The organism is Vibrio sp. Vb2880 (assembly GCF_033337975.1).
Classification (GTDB): Bacteria; Pseudomonadota; Gammaproteobacteria; order Enterobacterales; family Vibrionaceae; genus Vibrio; species Vibrio alginolyticus.
Genome location: NZ_JAWORT010000004.1, coordinates 1 through 25,517, shown reverse-complemented (window position 1 = coordinate 25,517; position 25,517 = coordinate 1). Strand labels below are relative to the sequence as shown.

Annotated in this window: 19 protein-coding genes, 1 tRNA gene and 1 other RNA gene; 7 read left to right on the top strand and 14 right to left on the bottom strand. The window is 43.6% G+C overall.

Annotated elements, in window-relative coordinates:
* Window positions 1-84: 84 nt before the first annotated feature.
* A complete protein-coding gene (locus R7M92_RS05730) occupies window positions 85-2,076 on the top strand; it encodes a methyl-accepting chemotaxis protein (RefSeq protein WP_086046599.1) in 1,992 nt (663 codons plus the stop codon).
* Between the two features lie 163 nt (window positions 2,077-2,239).
* Window positions 2,240-3,400 carry a DUF1887 family protein gene (locus tag R7M92_RS05725; protein WP_064353735.1) on the top strand — a complete coding sequence of 387 codons (1,161 nt, stop codon included), beginning with the start codon at window positions 2,240-2,242 and terminating at the stop codon, window positions 3,398-3,400.
* A gap of 157 nt (window positions 3,401-3,557) precedes the next feature.
* On the opposite strand, the gene udp is transcribed toward R7M92_RS05725, so the two are convergent.
* The 7 genes from udp to R7M92_RS05690 all read right to left on the bottom strand — a co-directional run bounded on the left by udp (window position 3,558) and on the right by R7M92_RS05690 (window position 11,857).
* On the bottom strand, window positions 3,558-4,316 hold the full coding sequence (udp, locus tag R7M92_RS05720) for a uridine phosphorylase (RefSeq protein ID WP_017820007.1): 759 nt from the start codon (window positions 4,314-4,316) through the stop codon (window positions 3,558-3,560).
* Window positions 4,317-4,630: 314 nt separating this feature from the next.
* Window positions 4,631-6,937 carry a zinc/cadmium/mercury/lead-transporting ATPase gene (locus R7M92_RS05715; RefSeq protein ID WP_213868313.1) on the bottom strand — a complete coding sequence of 769 codons (2,307 nt, stop codon included), beginning with the start codon at window positions 6,935-6,937 and terminating at the stop codon, window positions 4,631-4,633.
* Window positions 6,938-7,109: 172 nt separating this feature from the next.
* Entirely contained in the window at window positions 7,110-7,529 is a 420-nt protein-coding gene (locus R7M92_RS05710; protein WP_258476891.1) for a CBS domain-containing protein, read from the bottom strand.
* A gap of 247 nt (window positions 7,530-7,776) precedes the next feature.
* Entirely contained in the window at window positions 7,777-8,511 is a 735-nt protein-coding gene (locus tag R7M92_RS05705; RefSeq protein ID WP_005378485.1) for an RNA methyltransferase, read from the bottom strand.
* Window positions 8,512-8,723: 212 nt separating this feature from the next.
* Window positions 8,724-8,820: signal recognition particle sRNA small type (gene ffs, locus R7M92_RS05700), an RNA gene on the bottom strand.
* Between the two features lie 137 nt (window positions 8,821-8,957).
* The gene (locus R7M92_RS05695; RefSeq protein ID WP_213903576.1) at window positions 8,958-10,961 is read right to left on the bottom strand and encodes a GGDEF domain-containing protein; all 2,004 of its coding nucleotides are present in this window, start codon (window positions 10,959-10,961) and stop codon (window positions 8,958-8,960) included.
* Window positions 10,962-11,113: 152 nt separating this feature from the next.
* Complete coding sequence (locus tag R7M92_RS05690) at window positions 11,114-11,857, bottom strand: hypothetical protein (protein ID WP_318132932.1); 744 nt, start codon at window positions 11,855-11,857, stop codon at window positions 11,114-11,116.
* A 257-nt stretch (window positions 11,858-12,114) separates the two neighbouring features.
* Here R7M92_RS05690 and R7M92_RS05685 point away from each other — a divergent pair, with 257 nt between their 5' ends.
* Window positions 12,115-12,417, top strand: a complete 303-nt coding sequence (locus R7M92_RS05685; protein WP_005378570.1) for a DNA base-flipping protein — start codon at window positions 12,115-12,117, stop codon at window positions 12,415-12,417.
* 30 nt (window positions 12,418-12,447) lie between these two features.
* Here R7M92_RS05685 and R7M92_RS05680 read toward each other — a convergent pair whose 3' ends face one another.
* Entirely contained in the window at window positions 12,448-12,882 is a 435-nt protein-coding gene (locus R7M92_RS05680) for a YbaY family lipoprotein (protein WP_258657366.1), read from the bottom strand.
* A gap of 240 nt (window positions 12,883-13,122) precedes the next feature.
* Between R7M92_RS05680 and tesB the strand changes: the two genes are divergently transcribed.
* Window positions 13,123-13,983, top strand: coding sequence for an acyl-CoA thioesterase II (tesB, locus tag R7M92_RS05675; protein ID WP_005378575.1), 861 nt, complete (start codon window positions 13,123-13,125; stop codon window positions 13,981-13,983).
* 68 nt (window positions 13,984-14,051) lie between these two features.
* Here tesB and R7M92_RS05670 read toward each other — a convergent pair whose 3' ends face one another.
* Window positions 14,052-17,117: a cadherin repeat domain-containing protein gene (locus R7M92_RS05670; RefSeq protein ID WP_318132929.1), complete on the bottom strand. Its 3,066-nt coding sequence runs from the start codon at window positions 17,115-17,117 to the stop codon at window positions 14,052-14,054.
* A gap of 456 nt (window positions 17,118-17,573) precedes the next feature.
* On the bottom strand, window positions 17,574-18,038 hold the full coding sequence (locus tag R7M92_RS05665) for an Lrp/AsnC family transcriptional regulator (RefSeq protein ID WP_025998626.1): 465 nt from the start codon (window positions 18,036-18,038) through the stop codon (window positions 17,574-17,576).
* A gap of 140 nt (window positions 18,039-18,178) precedes the next feature.
* Here R7M92_RS05665 and R7M92_RS05660 point away from each other — a divergent pair, with 140 nt between their 5' ends.
* Window positions 18,179-19,273: a PLP-dependent cysteine synthase family protein gene (locus R7M92_RS05660; RefSeq protein ID WP_005389952.1), complete on the top strand. Its 1,095-nt coding sequence runs from the start codon at window positions 18,179-18,181 to the stop codon at window positions 19,271-19,273.
* 60 nt (window positions 19,274-19,333) lie between these two features.
* Here R7M92_RS05660 and R7M92_RS05655 read toward each other — a convergent pair whose 3' ends face one another.
* On the bottom strand, window positions 19,334-19,651 hold the full coding sequence (locus R7M92_RS05655) for a DUF1244 domain-containing protein (protein ID WP_005378586.1): 318 nt from the start codon (window positions 19,649-19,651) through the stop codon (window positions 19,334-19,336).
* A gap of 214 nt (window positions 19,652-19,865) precedes the next feature.
* On the opposite strand from R7M92_RS05655, the gene R7M92_RS05650 reads away from it, so the two are divergent.
* Window positions 19,866-20,441: a porin family protein gene (locus tag R7M92_RS05650; RefSeq protein ID WP_005378589.1), complete on the top strand. Its 576-nt coding sequence runs from the start codon at window positions 19,866-19,868 to the stop codon at window positions 20,439-20,441.
* Between the two features lie 90 nt (window positions 20,442-20,531).
* On the opposite strand, the gene R7M92_RS05645 is transcribed toward R7M92_RS05650, so the two are convergent.
* From R7M92_RS05645 to R7M92_RS05635, 3 genes are all read right to left on the bottom strand, one after another.
* Window positions 20,532-20,729 (bottom strand): type II secretion system protein, encoded by a 198-nt coding sequence (locus R7M92_RS05645; RefSeq protein ID WP_031781369.1) that lies wholly within the window; start codon window positions 20,727-20,729, stop codon window positions 20,532-20,534.
* Between the two features lie 221 nt (window positions 20,730-20,950).
* Window positions 20,951-24,064: a multidrug efflux RND transporter permease subunit VmeF gene (gene vmeF / locus R7M92_RS05640; protein ID WP_222712387.1), complete on the bottom strand. Its 3,114-nt coding sequence runs from the start codon at window positions 24,062-24,064 to the stop codon at window positions 20,951-20,953.
* Window positions 24,064-25,158 (bottom strand): efflux RND transporter periplasmic adaptor subunit, encoded by a 1,095-nt coding sequence (locus tag R7M92_RS05635; RefSeq protein ID WP_318132926.1) that lies wholly within the window; start codon window positions 25,156-25,158, stop codon window positions 24,064-24,066. Before R7M92_RS05635 ends, vmeF begins: the two co-directional genes overlap by 1 nt.
* Window positions 25,159-25,450: 292 nt before the next feature.
* On the opposite strand from R7M92_RS05635, the gene R7M92_RS05630 reads away from it, so the two are divergent.
* Window positions 25,451-25,517 (top strand) — tRNA-Tyr (locus R7M92_RS05630).

Sequence of the window (25,517 nt, the reverse complement as noted above, 5' to 3'; positions counted from 1 at the left end):
TTTAAGACAATTATTATTTTTATACCCAAGTAAACTCAAAAATGCTTGGGTAGCTTGTCTATTTTTGGGAGAGGAAACTCACTTATGCGAGGTTCAGTTATTAAAAGGATGTATGCCGGCTTTGCACTGATCATCATCCTATTTGCCGTCACAATTGCCATTATGATGGGAGGAATGAGTGATATTCACGGAAAATTTGGCACGGTATCTAAATCATCCCTACCGTTGGTATCGTTATCTAATCAAACCAGTGTTGAGCTGCTTTCTGCCGACAAATCATTTAAAGACTTCCTGACAACAGAGAATAAACAACGCATGGATGAAATGCGTCAGGAATTTGCTAGATCTCAACAGCGCTTCGAATCCACATTGGCTCAACTGAAAACCGCAAGCCAAATCTACCCTTCTCTTGCCGAACCGTTTTCACAGTTAAAAACGTTAGAGCAGAGCTATTTTACAGAAGCTCTAGAGGCCATGGACAACTACGAAGCAATGTTCGCGGCTCAAGAAGAAGTGCAAAAATCCTCACGCCGCTTCCAAAAACTGAATACCGAACTTTCGGTTGGTCTTAAAGAATATGTGGCAGATCAAACCAGCATTTCTGTCAAAGTCATGGCAAAGAGCTACTTTATCAAGTTAAAAGATGCCGAAGTAATTACCTCTGATGCCCTCGCCAGTTCCAACCCTGAGTTTGTTACGCAAGCCGTAGCTAAAAACCGCAAAGCAGTAACGCACTTGAATTACGCATTCCGCGGGTTGGTGACTCAGCTTCCTGAGCTAGAAAAAGCATTTGGCGAATCTGTAGAGCAATTTACTCGTGACGTCGGTATGCGTGGCGGTGTGCTAGACCAACATAATAATTACCTCAATGCTCGCGCCGCTTTGTATAACAATATCGCCAACCTAGCAAATAAAGTGGATTCAACCATGGCGATTCTTGAGCAATTTACGACAACCGCAACAGATAAGCTCAATGAATCATTGGCAGATGCAGGTGACATATATTCGGCCGGTGTAACGAAAGCCATCATCATTGGCGTTATTGTCGTTTTACTCGCGACAGCGATTGGCTACCACATCGCACAAAGCGTTCGCGAGCCGTTGACTCGTATTCTAAAAGTGTTAGAAGGCCTGACTGAAGGTGATATGACACAGCGTATCGATATTCGCTATAACAACGAATTCAGCCGTGTGAGTGGACACATTAACTCACTCGCCGACAACCTTCACGAGATCTTGGTGAAACTCAACGAAGCGTCAGAAAACCTATCGTCAACCGCGACAACCAACGAACGCACCTCTTCGCAAGCACAAATTAAATTGAGCTCTCAACGCGAACAAACGGCAAACGTCGCTACCGCGATGACAGAAATGTCTCATTCAGTGCAGGAAGTCGCGCAAAGTGCGCAAGGCTCGCTAGAAATGGTGCAACGCGTCGAATCTGCCTCTGAAGAAGGCAGAAATGTTATGAGCAGTAACATCTCAACCATTAATCAACTAGAAACACGTTTGAACGAATCGGTCTCCGCAGTTTCTGAGCTACAAAAGATGAGTGGTCAAATTGGGTCTATCCTTGATGTGATCCGCAACATTGCGGAGCAAACCAACCTACTGGCATTGAACGCGGCAATTGAAGCGGCTCGCGCTGGTGAACAAGGTCGCGGCTTCGCGGTAGTGGCAGATGAAGTACGAGTACTCGCATCAAGAACGACTCAATCAACCACTGAAATTGAATCCATGATCAGTAATCTGCAATCTAGCTCACAATCGGCAAACCAAGTCATACAAAGCTGTATGAGCGATATGGAGATGTCGGTTGAGCAAGCGTCAAAAGCGAACAGCTCAATGGAAGAGATCCAGGCGCTAATCATTGAGATCAGCCAAATGAGTACGCACATTTCACAAGCAGCAGCAGAGCAAAGTGAAACATCAACAGACATTGCTCGCAGCATCGAAGATATCAACAGCATCGCCGATGAAAGTTTCCAAGCCATGTCGAGTATCGCACAAACCAGTGAATCACTGACCCACTTGGCTCATCAGCAAAATGAATTGGTCCACCGCTTTAAGTTATAAATACTTTATAATTAAGAGCATTAATTAGTGCAATCAACTGTATAAGGGCGACTTTTTGTTAAGTCGCCCTTGTTTTTTGTCGGCCATGTCTACATATGATTAATAAGGCCAGCTCATCCCCTTGCACAACTCTTTTCGAGCGGCCTCATAAAAAGGAAAATCTATGGCTGTTCATGTTGGTATTATCGACCAAGACCCAGTGAGATTGGTCACTCCTCTATTAGATAATCGTACGCTAAGCACACATATCGTCTTCATCGGAGACAAGAGCCAGTTAGATATATTTGACCGACTGAGTGCCGTTTTAGCTCAACGAGAAATTACTTCTGAATTTTTTGAAATTCCATCCGCTGTTAATACATCTCTGATCAAACAAGCAATTCAAAAACTGGCAAAAGACCTTCATGAACGCGGCGAAGATGTAAAATTGAACGCGAGCTGTGGTCTTCGTCATCGCTTGTTGTCGGTGTACGAAGTTTTCCGTACCTATCGCTGGCCAATTTTTGTGGTTGAGCCTAGTAGCGATAAGCTTTGTTGGTTATACCCTGATGGCAAAGAAGATACCCAAGTCGAAGATCACATTACGATTGCAGATTACCTCACTATCTTTGGTGCACGCGGCGAGTTTCACCACGTTGATTTACCACCTCTTCTTGATAAAAAATTGTATGAACTTGGTGAACGATGGGCCTCAAATGCGCTTGAGCTTGGGCCAGGTCTAGCAACACTTAACTACCTTGCAACCACATGCCGCAAAGAACAAAAGCTTGATGTCGAGCTCTCCGAAAAACAGCAGGGCTACCGTGAGCTCAACATGTTGCTTTCAGATTTAGTAGAAGCAGAAATCGCCACCTATGAGAATGGCGTTTTAACGTTTGCAGATGAAGATGCTCGACGCTTTTCAAACGGTGAGTGGTTAGAAACTTTGGTTCACAGCACCGTGAAGCAAATCCAAGACACCATGCCGACGATCCAAGATCGATCGTTAAATGTTCAGGTTTATCGTAAACTTGGTGAAAGTGAAGTACGCAATGAGTTAGATGTCGCAACAGTTGTAAACAACAAGCTGCACATCATCGAGTGCAAAACCAAAGGCATGAGAGATGACGGCGACGATACTTTATATAAGTTAGAATCGCTTCGCGATCTATTAGGTGGCTTGCAAGCGCGCGCAATGTTGGTGAGCTTCCGTCCTCTTCGTCACAATGACATTACTCGTGCTGAAGACTTAGGGCTAGCCCTGATTGGCCCTGATGAGCTTAAAGATTTAAGAACGCACTTAACGGCTTGGTTTAAAGACGCGGGCGGTTCAGACGAGATATAGTGCCATTAAGAAAAGCTAAAATTCACAACGATAAAAAGCAGCATTAATGCTGCTTTTTTTATACCTAAATTTTAGCTGTACGCATTTCTATAAGTAGAAAAAAACCAGAGGTTAGCCTCTGGTTTTTTCTGTTTGTTTAAATGCCAACTATAGAGGCTTAAAGCATTTTACGCGCTGCTTCTACAACCACTTTAATTGAACGCGCTTCCGTTTCTTTCAGAGTTGAATGATCTGGAATCTCTTTTTGTGTACGGTTGATGATAACACCAGCCACACAACCCGCTTTTAAACCAGAGCTCGCACACATTGTTAGCAGTGTTGCAGACTCCATCTCGAAGTTAAGTACGCCCATGTCTTGCCATTCTTGCATAGAGCCTTGGAAACGCTTAACAACACGACCAGAGAACGTATCGTAACGTTCTTGACCAGGGTAGAACGTGTCGCTTGATGCAGTCACACCCATGTGAACTGTAGCGCCAGACTCTTCTACCGCTGCTTTCATTGCGGTTGCTACTTCAAAGTCAGCAACTGCTGGGAATTCCATAGGAGCAAAGTGTAGGCTCGCACCGTCAAGACGAACTGACCCCGTCGTTACGATCATGTCACCCACGTTTACATGCGGTTGAATTGCACCCGTTGTACCAACACGTAGGAAAGTGCGAACACCAAGCTGTGCCAATTCCTCAACTGCGATAGAGGTAGAAGGACCACCAATACCTGTAGAACAAACCACAACAGGTTTACCGTCTAGCTCTGCACGGTATAGCGTGTATTCACGATGGCTTGCTAGAAATACTGGATTTTCCATTTGTTCTGCGATTTTTTGAACACGCGCTGGGTCACCAGGAATGATCGCTAGAGTCGCACCATTAAGATCAGCTTCAGTAATACCTAAATGGAATACAGCTTGAGACATAAGTCGCTCCTTATTGTGGCTTATTTTATGAACAATAAGCTCATTAATCAGTTATTGGGTACAGATGCACTGTAGCGAACCTTTCACCAACATAGAGTGATCACAATCACAATGACAAAATGTAATGAAAATGAAATTTCAAACAAAACTGGTATTGATCACACTTTAAGGGGCATTAGATCATTTTGTTGCATAGCAATGCGTGATTTCAAGGACGAGAAAAACGTCTGATCGCATCAGGTGAATACGGTTAAAAAAAGCCCGATACACGAATGCCTCGGGCTATTAATGAGTGGGATCAATGGTTAGGTCAGTTATTTGATCTGCTTGGACTCAAAACGAAGTAATCTCAACGCATTCAATGTCACCAGTGCTGTTGCACCACTGTCGGCTAATACAGCAACCCACAACCCAGTTACACCAAGTAAACTTGTCACTAAGAATACACCTTTCAAACCTAGCGCTAACGCGACATTCTGACGAATGTTACTTAGCGTCGCACGCGACAGTTCTATCATGGCAGGTAGCTCAATCAAACGGTTGTGTGTTAACGCCGCATCAGCAGTCTCGAGCGCAACATCCGTACCGCCTCCCATCGCAATGCCGATACTCGAAGCTTTCATGGCTGGAGCATCATTGATACCGTCTCCCACCATCGCAACGGTATGTTGTTGTGATAGCTTCTCGACGTAATGCACCTTGTCTGCAGGTAACAAACTCGCTTTATAATCCAAGCCTATTCTATTTGCCATTGCTTCTGCACTTCTCGGGTTGTCACCCGTTAGCATCACCGACGTGACCCCAAGTTCCTTCAACATTGCGATGGCTTGCTGGGCATCTGAGCGCAATGTATCTTGCCATGCGATCACGCCAATGACCTCGTCATCGAAACGCACAATGACAACCGTTTTACCTTGTTGTTCCAACGTAACCACTTGCTCTTTGGCTTCTTGAGAAAGTGGAAAGTCTGCCTTTGAAGGCGTGACCACTTGGACCATTTTTCCATCGACGTAACCAGTGACACCAGAGCCTACTTGCGCGGTTTTATCCAACGCTTCAGGAATAGTAAGCCCCTGCTCTTGCACTTTGGTAACTAAAGAAACCGCTAGAGGATGACTTGAACCAACCTCGATTGACGCAGTTAGGCTAAGTAACTTGTCTTCATCCATATCAAAAGCAAAGACGTCAGTCACTTCTGGTTTACCTTGCGTCAGTGTCCCAGTTTTATCAAATGCGACAGACTCAACCTTGCCAAGCAACTCAAGCGCCGCTCCACCTTTGATCAATGCGCCCCGCTTAGCCGCTGCCGCCAAGCCAGAAGTGATCGCCGCAGGTGTTGAAATTACTAATGCACATGGACAAGCAATCAACAGCAGGGCGAGTCCTCGATAGATCCACGTTTCCCACGGTTGGGCAAATAGTAATGGCGGTGTAACGATAACCATCAGAGACACCAACATCATTAGTGGCGTATACCAACGGCTAAATTTATCAAGAAAGCGTTCTAATGGTGCCTTACGGGATTCTGCTTCTTCAATCAAATGAAGAATTCGGTCTATCGCATTCTCGCCCTGACGGGAAGTCACCTGTAAACGAACCACTTTATCGACAACCACAGCCCCGGCCATCACTTTGCCACCGGTTTGATGCTCAACGGGAACAGATTCTCCCGTTAACGCACTTTCGTCAAAACTCGCAAGCGCATCTTGCAAAACACCGTCGGCAGGCAAACGACCTCCGGGGGCGACTTCTATGATATCCCCTGGTTTAAGCTGAGCAGCTGGTACTTCTTTACGTTCACCATCAATTATTAAAATTGAATTTTCTGGGACTAAGTCCATTAACGCCTGGACACCGCTTCGCGCGCGAGATGATGCATATGCTTCTAACTTTTCACCAATAAGGAAAAGCAATAACACCATTGCGGCTTCGGCGGTTTCACCTAAATATAAAGCGCCGAGCGCCGCTACACTCATTAACGTTTCAATCGCAAAAGGCGTACCGCTACGCGCCAACTTAAATGCTTTGAGCGCGATTGGGTATAAACCAAGTAAACACGTCAAAGTGAATAACCAAGCGCTTATTTGAGGGTCGATCTTAGAAATTACTGCCGCAGTAGCCATTGCACCAGCAATCGAGAGAATTTGGATGTTGTCTCTTATGACGCCAAGCCAGCCTTTCTTTGTAGTGATTGGTTTTGGAGCATCCAGTGAAGAGAGCGGGAAACCCGTTTTTTGGGCTGTCTGCTCTATCGTAGCTATCAGCTCTAGACCATCAAAATCGACGACCAGTTTTTCTGTTGCAAACAAAACCTTGGCTTGGCTGACGCCTTGTAAAGACGTAATGGCTTTTTCAAGCTTTTGCGCACAAGATGGACAATCCATACCTGACACAAGCCAAGCGTTCCGAACGGAGGAATTACTCTCCCTTGTGGGATCGTCTTCCTCGCCTGTGTCAACGCTGCAGCCTCCTCCACTACAGCAAGAGCTTTCAGAAACATCAACACTGGCCTGAGAGATATTGAGCGAAGATTTTACTGGCGCACAGCATGACTCGCTTGCACCAAGCGGCACCACAGCTTTGATTTTGCTAGATTGGCAACCTTGATGTTTTGTACACATAATTTTTTCCTTATTGGTATCGGTGATTTACCTATTGCTAAGGATAAACCTTAGAGTAAGCTCCAAGGTCAAGATAAATTTGTACAGTTCGGCGATAGAAAATAAAAAAGACGCCGAAGCGTCTTTCCAAACCAGTTTAAAAGCAATATTCCGTAAAATTTAAACAGAGAGGTTAAACGGGATGCTTAAAACACTCATTTAATGTCATTCCGATGGCACGCAGCACGTCTCTTCTTGTGATAACACCAACCAACTTACCTTTGCCATCCACCACTGGATACATTTTCGGCTTTCCAACTTTCATCATGTCAGCCAGTTCAATTACTGACATTTCTGGAGAAACAGATAAAACATCATCATGCATACACTCTTGTACCGTATGTGTATCTTGGCAGTGATAACTTGTTTTCACCAACTTATCTAATAAGTCTTGCTCCGATAAAAACCCAACCACTTTTTCATTTTCATCAATGACAGGGCCACCTAGTGTGACACTTTGCATTACTTTGTTTAAAGCTGCCGAAAGTGACATATCTTTCGTGAAAGTCACCGCTTGCAACGTCATGTAATCTTTTACTTTTAATGAATGCATTCTTATCTCCTTAAGGGCATTTTATTGCGGCCTTTAGATAAGTGTCGCCTAATTTCCTGATTTTACTAAATGGAAAGGAGTAATTTTATTTATAGGCACAGCCTATTGAACTAAAACAAAATTAACTCACCGAACAACATTCACTGTATTTCGTTAAACGCAAGATTCAGCCAGGCTGATTTTTCTAGGCAATAAATACAACAAAGCCAGTCAAATTGACTGGCTTTGTTATTAAGTAATTGTTGCGTTAGCTATGTTGGCGGCGCATGTTGTCTAAAATAATGCCAGTCGCCATCGCGACATTCAGTGATTCGGCACCGCCAAACGCCGGAATCGTGATCTTATCTGTCACGAATTTTGCTGCGGCTTCTCGCACACCATGAGATTCGCTGCCCATCAACAAAATACCTTCAGCAGCGAAATCCGTTTTATGAACGCTCTCTCCTTCCAAAAACGCGCCATATACTGGCAATTTGGCGTGTTCCAAGTAACTTGGCAAATCCACCAAACTCACTTGTACGCGGCCAAAGCTGCCCATGGTCGCACTGATCGTTTTAGGATTATAAGGATCAGCACAATCTGTACTCGCAATAATGTGCTTGATGCCATACCAGTCTGCAACACGAATAATCGTACCTAGATTACCAGGGTCGGATACACCATCTAGCGCAATCATCAATCCTTTCGCTTGAGGCTCTTTTACACTCGGAATTTCAACCACAGCAATGGCCGCATTATTGCTCACAAGCGTGCTCGCTTTGGTCAATTCATCAAGCGATGCTTCAACACAATCAAAACGATTTAGCGTACCAGCATTTTGTTCGAGAAATGCCGCTGTTGCAAAAACCTGCTTCACCTTCAATGAACTACTTGCTAGCTCTAGTACGTTCTTTTCACCCTGAACTAGGAATAAGCCATGCGCTTTACGCTGTTTCTTTTGACCTAAAGCACGAAGCAGTTTTAATTGGTTTTTTGAAATCATTAAAGTATCCCAGGTGAAAATGGTTATTCGGCGAGCGTACCCTAAACAATCTTCACGAAAATTCGGTATCAAGCGGATGAGATTATAAATTATACCTAAATAACCTCAAGAAGCTTGATCATCAGAAGACGTTGAACACCAAGCGTAGCCAAAATAAAAGAAGGTTCAAAAACGAAAAAAGCCCTGCGATAACGCAGGGCTTTCAAAGGGTGGGACCCCAGCCACATCCCGGCACACAAGTCACACGCTGCGGCTGCTTCCTTCCGGACCTGACCGAGTTCACGAGCTATTGTTGCGAGAGGACCAGAGCCCCATAATTCTTTTCGAGAGGTCTTGCCTCAATCGATGGGGCGATTATTCAGTATCAGCTCTCATAATGCAAGAGCAAAAACCTTGAATTTCATCATTTCATTATCGTTTGGACAAAACTCGATCAATTCATTCCTTTATGATGAAACCGTACAGTCACGATAAGAGGAGTCGTGCCGTGAGGACTGCTTACTCATGTACATGTCTTCATCAGCCAAATGCATCGCTTGCTCTAAGCTCATGTGCCGTTCCCTTTTTGCAGAGAAACCAATAGAGATACTTATAGACTCCAAATCACTACATAATTTGCCTTTCACGTCGATTCTACTGAGCTCTCTCATTGCTCTAGTTAACTCGGCTTGCGTTGGATAACCCAGCAATATGAACTCATCCCCTCCAATTCGATAACATCTTCCCGACCAGACATAATGAATTTTTAGTGCCAGTAGTTGTAAAACTTCGTCCCCAGCGCGATGCCCATAAGTGTCATTGATTCGTTTGAAATGATTAATGTCTAAGTAAAGTATGGATAGATCTTTGTTTACTCCTTTTCGATACTTTACTTGCAACGCACGACGGTTCCTTAACCCTGTTAAGTTGTCAGTGTTCGATTGACGGTAAAGATAAAGCGAAACACAAATAGCAAACAATAATACAAAGATAAACACAGCTTGTGTTTGCGTCGCTAATCGAATCTCATATTCAAGTGCGGTACGCCAATCTGGGCGTACATCGTACTGAGCAATGATCTTATCAACTTCTAACATCGCTATCGCTCGACTGAAGAAAGGCGCAAGCATGGCTCCTTTTTCATTCGCGACCAATCCAACAGAGAGTTGTGACTCATAAAACTCGCCAATAGCGGTATCCTGCTCTATCGGAACCAGTTCACTGAGACGTAAAAAATGATTGAGCATCGCCGTATCCATCGGAATGTAATCGACTTCTTCATTTAATAGCCCCTGAATGAGCTCTTGTTGAGTACGATAACGTTTGAGTTCTTTTAGCGGTAACAGTTGCGTCATCATTTGATCGAAAAAGTCATCCTTAACCACGCCAATCCGCTCAGATATCAACTGTGAAACATGAGAGTATGTGCTCGGCTTGTAACCTAAACGCTTGACCATCACCGATGCTGGCGCGTAATGGGGCTTTGGAAAGTAGCTAAATGCGCGCCGCTCACGGCTGACCGTTAACGGCGCCAAAATTTCGAAATTACCTTGGATAAACTCATGGTACATAGAACCCCAGCTTTCACCAGGCTCACTAATGATCAAGCAGTTTAAAGCCAAGATCTCACAGCTTCTCAGGACTACATCAGCCGTCATCCCTTCGACACTACCATCTGCGTTGTATACAACATATGGAAAGATAGATTCGAGCTTAATCCGTATTGGTTCATTAAAATCAAGGGGCAATAAACGAATAGACTCACGCAACGCTGCTCGCCTTAATTCAAATTGATACTGGGAAATTTCTTCGCGAAGCTGCTTTTGCACCGCTTCTCCGTGAATAAACGTGGCGAACGTGTCCAACTCCTCAAGATGATGATCTTTTTTACTGATGATGGATACGGGCTTTATCGAAATCTGATCATTGAGCATCTTGGCGTCAAACCCCTCCATCAGCATCGGCTTGAGCTGGTTAATGGCATCGACAACGCCGTCCACAGCACCTGAACGTAGCAGTGTTACTGCTTGTTCGTGACCTTGATAAGAGATCTGTTCTAGCTCAGGGTAGTGTTGTTTAAGTAATTGGGCATAAACTGTATCTTTGGGGACGCCAACACGCGAAATGTCACTCAACGTCGAATCTTTTAAACCAAAGAGGTAGGTATATTCGATATTTGTTGGGCGGGAATAACTAAAACGTTGAGCACGTTCTTGTGTGTAAGTGATATTCGCAGCAAAGTCCGCTTCCCCATTCGCTACTGAATTTAGAATGGCATCAAAGCTGGAGTAGTTTACGTATTGAACGATAAAGCCAAACTCCTTTGAAGCAGCATTGAAAAGAACACGAGTGACGACATCATCCGCTTCAGTCGCGACTTTATAATGAGCAATTAAAGGGGCTTCGGCTTTTACATTCAAACTCAAGAGGCAACATGCAAAAAGCAACAGTGTTCGAGCAAAAGTTGTCATGACAAACTTATCTTAAATCAACCACTTATATTGTGGTTATTATTATTGGAAGTGTAGTAAATATGAAATGAAGAACATATACTAATCTCCATTTTGTTCCACAACCAATTCGATACTCTGCCGCACATGTCACTTTTTACCTGACTAAAAATTCATAATTCAGCCTGTTCATCGCTACTACGTAAAATATAGTCAGTCATCCAAGCCGTCCCTAACAAACAGATCCAAACCACGAAAACAGGGTTTGGCACATCCGCGGTCGGGCTGACGACTAAAGCGGCAAAACCCACAGTCGGCAATGTCCAACATAATAATTTGCTCCAACGAATGGTATGTTGAAGCTTCGCAAGTGCTTCCATTGACGCTAACATTCCCGTCAAACTTAACGCCATAAGAACGGCGTACGGTAGGCCTGCAATCCACAATGGGAGCAACAAAAACAACGGCCACCAGCTGTGTTTATTGGATGGCGTCCAATGCGCAGCCGACCACCACATCGCCATAACCGCAATGGTTTGAACCACTGTAACCCAAGCAGACCCATCCAGCTTACCGCCTTGCTGTGTGACCATAAGACCAACTTGCAGTGTAAGTACAATAAGACCAGCGGTGAGCAACACACCTAAAGAGCTTCTACGAGAAAATACCACCATTAAAAGTGGGAAAAGGATCAAAACACCAACCGACAAAGCAATTGGCTGCATTGAGAGTGTCGCACCAAAAGCCATCATCGCGCCCAGTAATACTAGGCCAGCGAACCCACCTTGTGGCAGAACCCACAGCGCGGGGATCATAAGTGCAAGAACGGGAATGTCACCCTCGCTCAAACTCATCGCCCGAACGCAGACAACAGCGAGTAAGGTCGTAACGAAAAATTGAAGTGTCGATAAAATCATAGCGCCTCCTGGCTTCCCCACCTACTTGGTAACTCAACGGCAAAAACTGGGATTGAAAGTCGTTGAGAGGGTCTAGATTCAAGCTTAGCTTGCGTTTGCTTCATGCTGTTTAAGGCTCATCAACCAACGACACTAAAGAACAGAAAATGTAATTCTTCAAAGTGAGTCGCTGGCAACACAAGGGTTAAGAACCGTTAGCAATATACAAGTCCAATGGTTTACCATTCCTTAGTAATCCAAAATAGACACTTTTGAGTATGGACCAATTTTTAGCGCAAATCTTTGCTGTAATTCACCAAATTCCAAAAGGAAAAGTCTCCACCTATGGGGAAATTGCAAAAATGGCCGGTTATCCGGGCTATGCGAGACATGTTGGTAAAGCACTGGGCAACTTACCAGAAGGCAGTAAACTCCCCTGGTTTAGAGTGGTAAATAGCCAAGGAAAAATATCTTTAAAAGGCAGAGACTTAGAGCGACAAAAAAAGAAATTAGAAGCAGAAGGGATTGAAGTATCGGAAGTTGGCAAAACTTCACTTAAAAAATACAAATGGCAGCCTTAAGCTGCCATTTTTTGTTCTCACTACGTCGTATTAACGTGTGCCAACTAGACGAATATCTAACTGGTGAGTTTGTGCGTCATCTGTAATAACACCGTTATGTGTGTCGCTGATAAAACGCAGCTTTCCATCTACCTCAATGCGAGCACGAACGCTGTAACGATGGTTTGGTTTGATTTCATTGCTATCGTAACTCAACTCAAAAGAAAGAGGAACTTGCTTACCTTCCGTTTCGAATGTCTGTTTCGCCAACACTTTTGCTGGCGCATCCGCCAAGGACACATCTTCTAACGCAATAGTAACCACTGCGTTTGGTGGCAAGGCAATCCGCTCGCGATAAGCCACTGTACCTGTAATCGTCTTCATTGACGCCTCTGTAGATTCCATTTCTGTATTTTGAGAAGTTTGGCAACCCAATAACGCAACCCCAAAGAGTAGAGAAGTAACAAGTAGTAGTGTTTTTTTCATATATTCCTCGAAAAGAGCATTAAACCGAAGCAATTATAGGTGTGGAATATAAAACTGTCTGCTTCCTGTCACTTTATTTGACAATAGTTTGACTGAGTTAGAATTTATCAAACAATTGATTTTGTTTCATAATTGGAACAATACTATTTCTAAGTTACTCAATAGTTCTTAACTATGCCACTTCACAAGAGTGAGGCTGTTGAGGTAACTTGGAATGAAAGACAACGGTGAGGAGACACAATGAGTAAACCACTACGAGAATTGCTCAGCCTACTACAACTCGAAAAATTAGAAGAAGGCTTGTTTCGTGGCCAAAGTGAAAACCTAGGTTTGCCTCAAGTTTATGGCGGTCAAGTAATTGGGCAAGCACTTTCTGCTGCGCGCTACACCGTTGAAGAAACACGCACGGTACACTCCTTCCATAGCTATTTTTTGTACCCTGGCGATCCAGAAAAACCTATTATTTATGACGTAGAAAATCTGAGAGATGGCCGTAGCTTTAGCACTAGACGCGTAAAGGCAATTCAAAATGGACGCCCTATTTTTTACTTAACCGCATCCTACCATGGCGATCAACCTGGGTTTGATCATCAAAAAGAAATGCCAGATATCCCTGGTCCAGAAAACTTTGCCTCAGAGAGTGAGCTCGCAAGCCATATTGCAGAATTTCTACCCAAACGCTTACGCAAAACATTTTGCGGGGAAAAGCCAATCGAAACTCGCCCCGTTACGGTTATCAACCCTTTGAAGCCCAAAAAAGCAGAACCCAAACAGTACCTTTGGATTCGTGCTAATGGTGAAATGCCAGAGAATCAGCTAATTCACCAGTACCTTCTGGCCTACGCATCCGATTGGGGATTCCTTGTGACAGCAATGCATCCACATGAAGTCTCATTAATGACGCCTAACTTTCAAGTGGCCACCATTGACCACTCTATCTGGTTCCATCGTCCGTTTAAGATGGATGAATGGCTTCTATATGCGATAGAGAGCCCAACGGCGAGCAATACTCGTGGGTTGGTCCGTGGCGAAATATACAACCAGCAAGGTCACTTAGTGGCGACCGCCGTGCAAGAAGGGGTGATGCGCTACACGAAATAGCTCGTGTTCGCTAGACGAAGAAAGGAGTGCTGTTCCGCACTCCTTTTTTAATGGGTATCAAACGATGATTAATTTGGTTGATACTTCATGTTAATAACCGACCATTCATACAATGTTCTCGGCTTTCCAAATTCGTTTCCGTTATGAATCATACCAGGTTCCAAATAAAAGCCACCAGGCTTACTCTCTAAAAACGATCCTTTATCACTTGGCAAAAATTCGCGTTGGCCGCGGCGATAAATAATCACAGGCGCTACTAACTCATACTCTACCTTTTCCATCTTCGAGTCATCAATTATTAAGAACCGAGTCATACGAATCGTGCTGCCGCTGGTACAGTATCCTGAGTCATCGTAGTCAATTGCTTGAAAAGGCTTGAGATCATCTTCGAACAGTTCTGATGTACATCCATCAAATCGAGCCACATGTACCCACGCAGCTTTTATTAGAGTTGGGTCATCGTTACCCACCGGCTTAAATATAAGCTTCGCAACCTTACCTTTGCCGTATAATTTCAATTCTTCGTCCGTTGGCTCACGCACTGAACGAACGTTCATCAAACCAAACTCACTTTCTTCTAAATTGGAAAATTCAAGCTTATTCAGAGTACTAATCAACACCGTTTGTTCTTTCTCAAACAATTCATATTGATCCGCAACACCTTTGTCAGCGAAGCTTATAAAAACCTGAACATTCTTACTTTCCAGCTCTTCGTAATCTCGAGATTCCCCTTCCGAAACGTCAAGAGAAATCCAACGTTTATTTATCGGTGGGAGGTCAAGTAATGTCAGCTCTTCCTTATTAACATCTAATGAAGCGACACCGTTAGTTGTTGAGCCGGATATTTGATAGCTGCGTTTTCCTATTGGTGTACCAAAATCTAGCTTAACCTTTTTAAATGGTTCAAATTCCACCTTCATTGTAGAAGTACTTAAACCAGGGTGCTTCGCTTTGTTAATAGTGCCATTTACGACGATTGTTTTAGCTTTGTAGTTGCGTCCAGTAAGAGTAACCTCTACTTGGTACGTGCCTGCGTGTAAAATCTTCAAGCGCCCCGTATCAGGGGAAACTAACTCTACCACAGGATCTTTTTGGTTAATAAGGCGGTAACTTGCCTTCGCAGTACCACCACTCATCACTGGTGAGATAATAGTACCCGCTGAAAAGTCTACGGTTGGATAAGCAATCGATACAGGGTTTGCGCCTGGTTTAATCGTGACCAAGAAACTGCTTTCACCCGGATTAACTTTATCGTCCCCCGCATCCGAAACAATAATTTTTGTGCTACCCGCGTTGAGAATTTTCATGGCACCCGTTTGGTTGTTTAAGGAAACCACATCTGTTGCTGCGTTGTCTTCAAATCGATAAGTAAGCTCCCCGACCACACCAGAGATTTCCGGCGCAAGAAATGTTTGGTCAACCTTCCAAATCTCTTCCACATCGGATTGAACTTCAATTCGACTCGGCGCACTCAGAATTGTCACGTAGACTTTTTGATCAGGACCAACGGTATAATTCGCGCTCTCTTTTCTGCGCACAGTTAACGTCGCTTTACCCGCTTTATACACATGGAGACGTCCTTCACTAAAACCACCGACAACATCTGGTGCGGTGTTATCTACAATCTCAATTTGCTCGTCAGCACTCAAACCAAAATCACGGTGAAGATCAAAACTGTATTTGTTGCTGTATACAGCGTCATAATCGTGCGTTGCCATGGGTTGGCCTTCAGCCTTTGCAACTTTGATGACGACCTTAAATTGAATAGGTTGGTAGAACTCCCCACCATCGTCTTCAAACTTAAGGTCGTACTCACCCGCAGTCACTACCTCCAACTTGCCGTCAGTCATTCGTAAGCCATTAGGTAAGCTGCTAACTAGATTTACGTTACCTTTTTGCCCTTTAAACGCCAGAGGGATTGAAAGATTTGGTTGATAGGTAAGCGGCATTTCAATGTCTTTTATAACGGGATGAGGCGCGCGATTAACTTCAAGATCAAAACGAGTTTTGCTTGCAGGATAATTACGCATGTCATGCTCGTAAATTTCCACTTCAGCAGCACCAACACCTTTGATCAGTAATGCTTCACCATTTTCAGTTTTAGCAACAACGTCTTCACCACGAATGATTCTCAGCTCATAGTCACCGTAGGCGTTCGTCACCTTAGGGAAAATTCGTCCACCTTCCTCATAAGTTGTGACGATATCCGCTGCGCTGATTTCTTGACGCTTGCCTTGTTTTATATCCACAAAAAATTGCGCTGTTTGCTGTTTATCCAGAAACGCGTCGCTGTAAGTTGCAGTCGCTTCAACCGTTAATCGACCAACATTATGAACAAGAAGCAAACCCGTTTCAGGATCTAGCAACTCGGCCACCTTGCTGTCTGGTACGCTATTTATAATTTTGTAAGAAATACGTTGCGTTTGAGCTTTATCTAGACGCACTGGTTCTAACGTCAACCCTTCTCGATACTCGTCTTCAAGCAAAGCGAACTGTAATTGCCCCGGAGCTACTGCATGCAGTTTAACCGCAGCGCGAACTTGTTTCGGCAAGTAAAAGTCGTTACCTGAATCGGTAATCAGCACCGATGCCTGACCAACTGAACCTAATGAATATACCGAACCGTTCTCATCAACACGAATCAAGTTATGACCACTTTCTACCTCATAACTCAGTTCGCCTTTTTGGCCACGGACGATCAACGTTTTTCCTTCTGACTCAATCGCATTGAAATTCAGATCACTCACTGAAAGTTCAGTATTGATGCCTCGCTCTACAGTGACAGAAAATCTTGCTTCAGAAGATTCATAAGCAGAGCTACTATCTGTAGCAAGAATAGTCGCCGTTCCTGGGCGCAGAATTTGTAGTATTCCTGAGTCATTAATTTTCACGACATTTGGCGGATTAGAGTCAATGACTTGGTAAGATACCGACCCATGTACATTGCTCAGTTTTGCTTCAGTAACCGTTCCCACTCCTTCAAACTTCAATACCGTGTCTTCAACTTTTAATTGCGGACGGTTCTGCTTTGTTATCGTAGTTGGTGTCTTCGTATTGTTCGGCTTAGAGTCTCCCCCACCGCCACAGCCAGCGAGTAAAGCTGCGAGAAAAAGCAAATAGTAATTTCTGTTCATTTTTAGTAATACTTTGTTACATACAAGATGGGGCGATAATAATACGATGTTTTATTAATCACTATCCCCATTTTTGAGTACTTTATTACTTAAGTAATTGCTACTGTATTAATCCTAAAAACAAATACTCAAAAATAGCGACCAAATTACATGAAAAAACAAAAAGCAAACGTTTAAATCAAACTCTTCCATTAATTTAGTAAAAATTAATATTCAATAAAATAAAACATGAAAAAGAAAGAGAAAAAATTGCGTTATTTTTTCTTTCATTATGATGTACAGGATTAATGGACTGTAAAAACAAATGGTTAATGAAAAATAGAAGAGAGAATAAATATCGTTTATATTTATAAAAATCTGGTAGGAAATAGTTTTAAAAGCATAATCAAACTACCTTTTAACATTTAAAAAACTAAAAGGTAGAATTAACATTAGATAGAATTCTTATAGGGCGAGCTATTTTAGGATTGGTAACTCTGTTGTGTATTTAATGGACTCCATAGCAAATGTTGAAGTCACATTAGATAGCCCTTTTACGCTATTAACTAACCGCTTATAGAATTCGTCAAAACACTTCATATCTTTGACTAGTACTTTCATCATGTAGTCATACTCGCCAGCCATACGATAAAACTCCATTACCTCAGGAAAGTCACTCACAGTTGTAACAAAATGGTGATACCAACCTTCGGAATGATCAATCGTTTTTAACTGAACAAATGCAATGAAAGATAGCTCGAGCTTTTCTGCACTTAACAACGCCACGCGTTTTTCGATGTAGCCCTCTTCTTCCAACCTTTTCAAGCGCTTCCAGCATGGTGTTGTAGTAAGATTGACTCGCTCAGCCACGTCATTTAATGACAAGGTGCTGTCGGTTTGTAGTAAAGCAAGTAGCTGCTTATCTATTCGATCTAAACTCATTTCTATAAAACCCATAAAATGTAGAAAATTTTTCTACAGATATCTTTATTAAGAGTAACAATAGCAAAGTTTTTCTCGAAAATTATAGATAAATTATCCCTATCTAATACTTATCTATCGATTTCCCAAGGAGAGACGCCATGTGTACTGACCACAATTGGATCAACAATGCAGTGCGTAAAATTGAAGCAGACTTCCAACGTTCTGCTGATACTCACTTATTTAAACTCGAACTACCTTCTCTTGATGGTATCGATATCTATCTAAAAGATGAGAGTACGCACCCTACAGGCTCTCTTAAGCATCGATTGGCGCGCTCATTGTTTCTTTATGCTATTTGTAATGGATGGATTGGTCCTGAAACCACTGTAATCGAGGCGTCCTCAGGCAGCACTGCCGTTTCGGAAGCGTATTTTGCGCGTTTACTTGGCTTACCGTTCATTGCTGTTATGCCGAAAACCACCGCACGTAAAAAGATTGAACAAATTGAGTTTTACGGTGGTAAAGCGCATCTTGTAGAGCGCTCAGATCAGATTTATGACGAGTCTCGACGCTTGGCTCAAGAGCTAAATGGTCACTACATGGATCAGTTTACTTATGCTGAACGTGCGACTGACTGGCGCGGTAACAACAACATCGCGAACTCTATCTTTAGCCAAATGGAGTTAGAAGATCACCCGATTCCTAGCTGGGTAGTGATGAGCCCTGGAACAGGCGGCACATCAGCAACCATTGGCCGTTTTATTCGTTACCAAAAGTACGACACCAAGCTTTGCGTGGTAGACCCTGAAAACTCAGTGTTTTACGACGCTTTCCAGTCAGGAAATCACTCATTGAAAGGTGATACTGGCAGCAAAATTGAAGGTATCGGGCGACCACGTGTCGAACCAAGCTTTATTGCTGGTGTCATTGATGAAATGCGCAAAATTCCAGACGCAGCCAGTGTGGCAACTGCCCATTGGGTATCTCAGCTGATTGGGCGTAAAGTCGGCGCATCAACAGGCACCAATCTTTACGGCGTGCTGCAATTGGCTTGTGAGATGAAACAACGCGGTGAGAAGGGTTCTATCGTGACGCTTCTATGTGATTCTGGAGAGCGTTACCTAGATACGTATTATGACTTAACATGGGTAAAAGAGAACATCGGCGATATTCAACCTTACTTAGCTCAACTCGAAGTCATTCAAGCAAAAGGTTGCGTTGAGCCAGCTTGTTGCGGCTCAACTAACGCTTAACGTGCAAACTGGACTTTAAAAACAGCCCAACTTCATGCGGGCTGTTTTTATCGCTGGGTTTTACTTTTTCTGGCGCGCTTCAAACGCAGCCAATTGTTCTGGCGTTGCCGCTGGTTGATGATTTTGTTTCCATTCATCGTAAGTCATCCCGTAAACACGTTCGCGAGCGTCATCAATATCTAAATCCAAACCGAGATTTTCAGCCTCAGATTTATACCATTTGCTAAAGCAGTTGCGACAGAAGCCCGCAAGGATCATCAGGTCGATGTTTTGTACGTCTTTGTTGGCATCTAAATGCGCCAATAAACGGCGAAATGTCGCCGCGTCTAACTTATCTTGTTCTTCTTGAGTCAAGTTTTTGTATTTGAATTCAGCCACTTTCCTTTCCTTCTCTCTTATTTAACTAGCTTTCGTCACCATATCTAGTTAGTCGGTAGTCATGAGTAAGAAGTATGCTTTAGCGCAACAATTCCCATTCTAAAATCACTACCTTTGATAAAAGCTGATATGATAATTACCATCCATCCTATTGATTAAATTAACATTTAAACAAATCATTACAACGGTCTTTTACCAAGGTTATCGTCTAGTTATGAAAAACGCCATTCTATTATTGTCTGCCTTGACCATTAGCGTGCCAACTTTAGCTGCTCAAGAACAAGCTCATCAATCTTATTTTTATCTGGGTACTGGTAACGTTGGTTTTGATACACCGTACTTCGGCTCGGATAGAGACAATGAGTGGTCAACACCACATATCACAGTTGGCTGGGGTTACCATGTAAACCAATACCTCGCGTTTGAAGGGGTTCTGCGCTATTCACAAAATGAACTTAAGAACGATGCTCTAAAAACTGACTTAGATCTTCACTATTACCAAGCAGGTATGTCTGCTGTTGTAACAAGTGATAACTTAGGCGATACGCCGCTGTCACTGTTTGGTCGCGTAACTGCGCTTGGCACTCAAGCTGAAATGTATGTTCCAAACGAACAAAAAGTCACAGATGATTCAGGCGCACTATTCAACATCGGTGCTGGTGTCCATTGGGATATGAGCAAAGATATCTGGTTACGCGCAGAGTACATTTATAATGTCGCGGATATGGGTTTTGAAGATTTTTACGACAGCTACGAAGGTGTACAAATCAGCCTAGGGAAACGCTTCTAACATTAGATAGCACCAAGTTTCCATAATTGAAAAACAAAGAAGCCGAGTGTTTTACCTCGGCTTCTTTTAGATTCTATAGTATGTCGTCATTTACTGAACAGAGAACGTTTCTGTTGCCTCTTTGTTCACATGGTTGCTTGGTTGACCAGCATCGAGAGAATGCAAAATACCATCTTGACGATCTTTTAATGCATTCGTCAACGTTGGAAGTGCGGTAGTTGCTAGCAACGCCATAACACCCGCAACTAAAACCATTTCGACCATGTAACTACCACGTACTTTTTTCAAGGAAACACCTCAATAATAATAGGCATAGGCTGCTTTCCTAGCATTAAACCTAACAAGATCCAACATTCAGTCAAAACGATGAGCGAGTCCTGTGCCCCTCGAAGAAGTGGCGAAATAATAAACAAAAATAATCATTAAATCTATAAGTAATCACTATCTATATAAAAAAACACCGAACAAAAATTGCCCGGCGTTTTCAATCAAAGCTTTACGTGCTACTGCTAGGGGTGGGCAACACGGCCCTTCGTATCATGGCTAATTGCTTTGTTTAACTCTGCTTCTACATGACCTGGTGCTTGTGTTTTCGCCGAAATCAATCGGTACATTGCCGGGATAACAAACAAGGTCACCAATGTCGCAAACCCCATCCCGAAAAAGATTACCGTACCCACGGCAATACGGCTCTCATAACCCGCCCCTGTCGATACGATCAACGGAATTGCGCCAGCAAGTGTGGTAAACGCAGTCATCAAGATTGGACGTAGACGTCGCGCAGCTGCATCAATGATCGCTTTTTCAAACCCAACGCCACGATCACGTAGCTGATTGGCAAATTCTACGATCAAAATACCGTTTTTCGTCACCATACCAATCAACATGATCATGCCGATCTGGCTATAAATGTTCATACCTTGGCCCATAATAACCAAACCAAGGAAGCCACCAAATACACCCATCGGCACCGTAAACATGACCACTAACGGGTTTACGAAGCTTTCAAACTGAGCCGCCAACACGAGATACGCCACTAGTAGTGCCAATGCAAACACAACAGCAACACTCGCTTGGTTCTCTTTAAAGTCTTTCGACTCCCCCGAATAGCTCACCGAAATGTCACCCGGTAAGTTGTCGATGGCTTCCTGGTCTAGGTAATTCAGCGCATCTCCTAATGTATAACCTTCCGACAGGTTGGCAGTAATAGTGATGGACTTCTGTTTGTTGTAGTGAGAAAGACGAATAGAGGCCGCCACTTCTTCAATTTTTGTGACCGCATCTAACGTCACTAGCTGACCGCTATTCGTACGCAGATAAATCTGACTTAAATCTGCAGCATTATTAAAGCTATTTTCATCACCGCGAAGATACACATCGTACTCTTCGCCACGCTCAACATAAGTCGTTTCGCTTTTACCACCGAGCATGATTTCTAGGGTGTCAGAAATGTCTTGAACACTGACTCCTAGCTCTGCGGCACGCTGTCGGTCAACTGTAACCAATAACTCAGGCGTTTTTTCCGAGTAATCTATCTCTGCTCCTTCCATCATTGGTGATTCTTCTGCTTTGTTCTTTAGCATTTCAGCCCAAACAACGAGCTCACCGTAATCAGAGCCGCCTAATACGAACTGAACTGGCTCACTCGAACCACCTTGGAAACCTGGCATAAATGGGAACACTCGAACATCTGGGATACCTGCCAATTCTTTCCGTACTTTGTTAAGGGCTTGCTGAGCCGTGATATCACGTTCGTTCCAATCTTCTAGAATCATGATCACAAAGCCTGTCTGGTCTCCTGCCTGGCCACCAAACGCTGGCGTTTGGATGCTGAATGACTTCAGATAACCTTGCCCTAGTAATGGCATCAATCGGTCTTCGACAATATCCATATTGGCTGACATACGATTGTATGACGTAGCATCTGCACCGCGCACAAACGCGAATATCACACCGCGATCTTCTTGTGGGGTCAGTTGGGCCGGTACCTGATTCATCAAGAAATAGCTACCGCCCAAACAAGCTAGAATCACCAGCGGAGCAGCCCAACGTACTTTCAATGCGCCTTTCAATAATGCGCGATAGCCACTCTCAAGCTTGCTAAACAAGTGATCAACCGCTTCATTGAATCGATTTGGTTTTACATTCGCTTTCAAAATCTGACTACCTAATACAGGAGTCAGCGTCAGGGCAATCAAAGAGGAGAATATGACAGACATAGCCAGCAATACAGAAAACTCTGTAAATAGTAGACCTACCATGCCATCCATAAAGGAGATCGGTAAGAACACCATCACCAGCACTAATGTTGTTGCTATAACAGCAAAACCAACCTCTCTGGTGCCTTTATATGCGGCGAGTAATGGCGATTCACCGCGTTCAATATGGTGGAAGATATTCTCTACAACCACAATTGCGTCATCCACCACCAAACCAATCGATAATATCAACGCCATCAAGGTGATCAAGTTGATAGAAAACCCAAAGTAGTACGCGGCAATGAACGAAGAAATCAGAGAAACAGGCACCGTAACCGCAGGAATTAAGGTTGCACGCGCTTGGCCGATGAAAATGTACAACACCAAAATCACCAGGCCGCCTGTGATAAATAGCGTGCTGTACACCTCTTCGATTGAACGCTCGATAAATACTGTCGCGTCGTAATCTATCGCAAGACGTGTACCTTCTGGTAAGAACTTCTGGATGTTATCGACTTCAGACCTAACCAGCTTCGCTACTTCTAACGGGTTTGCGTCTGACTGCGGTACCACACCAAGACTGATGTTTACTACACCATCACTTTTGAAGGTTGAGTTTTCGTTTTCTGCACCAATGAAGACATCTGCTACATCTTTTAAATAGATAGGTGTATTGTCGCTTGCGCGTTTAATGACAAGATATTGAAAATCTTCAGGCGTGTTATAAGTACGAGCCGTACGCACGGACATTACTGTTGAGTCGTTGCGAACTTCACCACCTGGGCTTTCTAGGTTCTCACTTCGTAAAGCTGATGTAATGTCCGAAGCTGTAACTGAACGTCCAGCCATTAGTTCTGGCTTAAGCTTCACGTACATGACCTTGTACAAACCACCGGAGAGATCAATGGAGCTAACCCCAGAGATCAGGCTAAAGCGGTCCATCAATACACGTTCGGCATAATCGGTTAATTGAGTACGGTCCATCTCTGCAGAACTGAGATTGATGTAGAGCGACGCCTCTCCCGAGCCATTATTCTTATAAACAATAGGGTCATCCGCTTCATCAGGTAGCGAGCGCTGAGCACGAGCTACGGCATCACGCACGTCGCTCACACCTGTGTTGAGATCGTAACCTAGCTCAAACGTGATCGTGATACGCGACATGCTGTTACGAGTAGTGGAGCTAATTTCATCAACCCCACTGATCCCAGAAAGCTGGTCTTCCAAAACGGAGGTAATTTGGCTTTCAATAATAGTCGCCGATGCACCCTCATAACGCGTACTGATAGAAACGACAGGGCTTTCTATATCAGGCATTTCACGAACGGCTAATTTGGTGAATGACACAAAGCCAAACACACACAACAGCATGCTCAGAACCAACGCCGCGACAGGGCGTTTAACTGAAACGTCGGACAGTAACATTAGTTTTCTTCCTCATCCGATTCACTGTCATTGCGTGTCACATCCGTGGTGTTCGATTTTAGTGGCGCGACAATTTCTTTCACTTCGACACCATCACGCATGTTAACAATGCCTTGAACCACAATCTTGTCACCAATCTCAACACCAGATTCGATCACCACCTCGTTACCAACACGAGCACCTAGCGACACTTCTTGACGAGTAGCTTTGTTATTTTCATCAATTACATATACAAAACGTTTAGTTCCGGAGTATTCAAGTGCTTGAACAGGAATGATTGGCGCCTTAATAGCAGGAAATGCTAGTGAAGCGTTCATCAACATGCCCGGCTTCAATTGATTTTCTGGGTTATCAAACTCAATACGCACGCGAAGATTCAGTGTTTCGGCGCTGATACGCGTATCAATACCTGTGACTTGACCAGTAAAGATCTGGCTACCCCATGCACTGGTTTTAGCGATGACTTCCATACCAATAGAAAGCATCGATAAATAGCGCTCCGGTACTTGTAAATCCAGTTCCATGACGGAAAGATCATCCAACGTCAAAAGTTCAGTACCCGCACTGACCATTTTGCCGCGGCTAAAATCGATAAAACCAACAGTGCCAGAAAATGGAGCAGTAATATGGAGATCAGCTAAATTGGCTTGAGCAGCATCTAGCCTCGCTTGTGCTATTTCAACACTGGCTTTTTGTGCATCGATTTCAGTTTGAGTAATCGCATTCCGCTTAACCAAACGTTGGAACTCTTTTAACTTACGCTGTTCATCTTTTAGATACGCCTTTGCCTCAATCAAAGCGGCTTGAGCCTTATCGTCATCTAACTTAATTAATAACTGGTCTTGCTGAACATTTTGATTCGCTTTAACAGCGATTTGATTCACTTTGCCGGCGACTTCCGATGCGACAACCACAGACTCCGCTGCCTTTAATTTGCCGATAAGAGTTAAGGATTGATTGATCTCGTGCGTTTCTACTTGTTCAGTCACAACGGTAACCGCTGAGCCTCCTCGCATCGCAGCGCAAACCGATGGAGAACTCAGTAATATAGAAAGCGTTAAAACAGATAACGATAACGTGGCTTTCATGCTCATGATATTGACTTCTAAACGAATAAACTTATGTCATTAAACTGCTTACAGTTTATCAGTAGATACGGTGTTTAACGTCAAGTAGTGTAAATTCAAGTAAAAAGCGCGCTTCTCTTCTGTTCAAAGGACAAACAAAACGCTGACTTTCTACCATCTTTGCCCAAAAAGACAGCATTCAACGTAAAAACGTAAGAAAAACGCTTTACAGCCTGAGCGAGTTTGCTATGATTCGCTCCGCACTTGGGAGATGAGTTGGGAAAACATCTTACTAAGTATAAAAATCCTCTGGAGGGGTTCCCGAGTGGCCAAAGGGAGCAGACTGTAAATCTGCCGGCACTGCCTTCGATGGTTCGAATCCGTCC

Coding starts and splice junctions, on each gene's coding strand:
- tesB (WP_005378575.1), top strand. CDS start 13,123: ATGAGTAAACCACTACGAGAATTGCTCAGCCTACTACAACTCGAAAAA.
- R7M92_RS05715 (WP_213868313.1), bottom strand. CDS start 6,937: ATGTGTACAAAACATCAAGGTTGCCAATCTAGCAAAATCAAAGCTGTG.
- vmeF (WP_222712387.1), bottom strand. CDS start 24,064: ATGTTACTGTCCGACGTTTCAGTTAAACGCCCTGTCGCGGCGTTGGTT.
- R7M92_RS05690 (WP_318132932.1), bottom strand. CDS start 11,857: ATGATTTTATCGACACTTCAATTTTTCGTTACGACCTTACTCGCTGTT.
- R7M92_RS05695 (WP_213903576.1), bottom strand. CDS start 10,961: ATGACAACTTTTGCTCGAACACTGTTGCTTTTTGCATGTTGCCTCTTG.
- R7M92_RS05685 (WP_005378570.1), top strand. CDS start 12,115: ATGGACCAATTTTTAGCGCAAATCTTTGCTGTAATTCACCAAATTCCA.
- R7M92_RS05650 (WP_005378589.1), top strand. CDS start 19,866: ATGAAAAACGCCATTCTATTATTGTCTGCCTTGACCATTAGCGTGCCA.
- R7M92_RS05660 (WP_005389952.1), top strand. CDS start 18,179: ATGTGTACTGACCACAATTGGATCAACAATGCAGTGCGTAAAATTGAA.
- R7M92_RS05670 (WP_318132929.1), bottom strand. CDS start 17,117: ATGAACAGAAATTACTATTTGCTTTTTCTCGCAGCTTTACTCGCTGGC.
- R7M92_RS05710 (WP_258476891.1), bottom strand. CDS start 7,529: ATGCATTCATTAAAAGTAAAAGATTACATGACGTTGCAAGCGGTGACT.
- R7M92_RS05635 (WP_318132926.1), bottom strand. CDS start 25,158: ATGAGCATGAAAGCCACGTTATCGTTATCTGTTTTAACGCTTTCTATA.
- R7M92_RS05665 (WP_025998626.1), bottom strand. CDS start 18,038: ATGAGTTTAGATCGAATAGATAAGCAGCTACTTGCTTTACTACAAACC.
- R7M92_RS05730 (WP_086046599.1), top strand. CDS start 85: ATGCGAGGTTCAGTTATTAAAAGGATGTATGCCGGCTTTGCACTGATC.
- R7M92_RS05725 (WP_064353735.1), top strand. CDS start 2,240: ATGGCTGTTCATGTTGGTATTATCGACCAAGACCCAGTGAGATTGGTC.
- R7M92_RS05680 (WP_258657366.1), bottom strand. CDS start 12,882: ATGAAAAAAACACTACTACTTGTTACTTCTCTACTCTTTGGGGTTGCG.
- R7M92_RS05705 (WP_005378485.1), bottom strand. CDS start 8,511: ATGATTTCAAAAAACCAATTAAAACTGCTTCGTGCTTTAGGTCAAAAG.
- udp (WP_017820007.1), bottom strand. CDS start 4,316: ATGTCTCAAGCTGTATTCCATTTAGGTATTACTGAAGCTGATCTTAAT.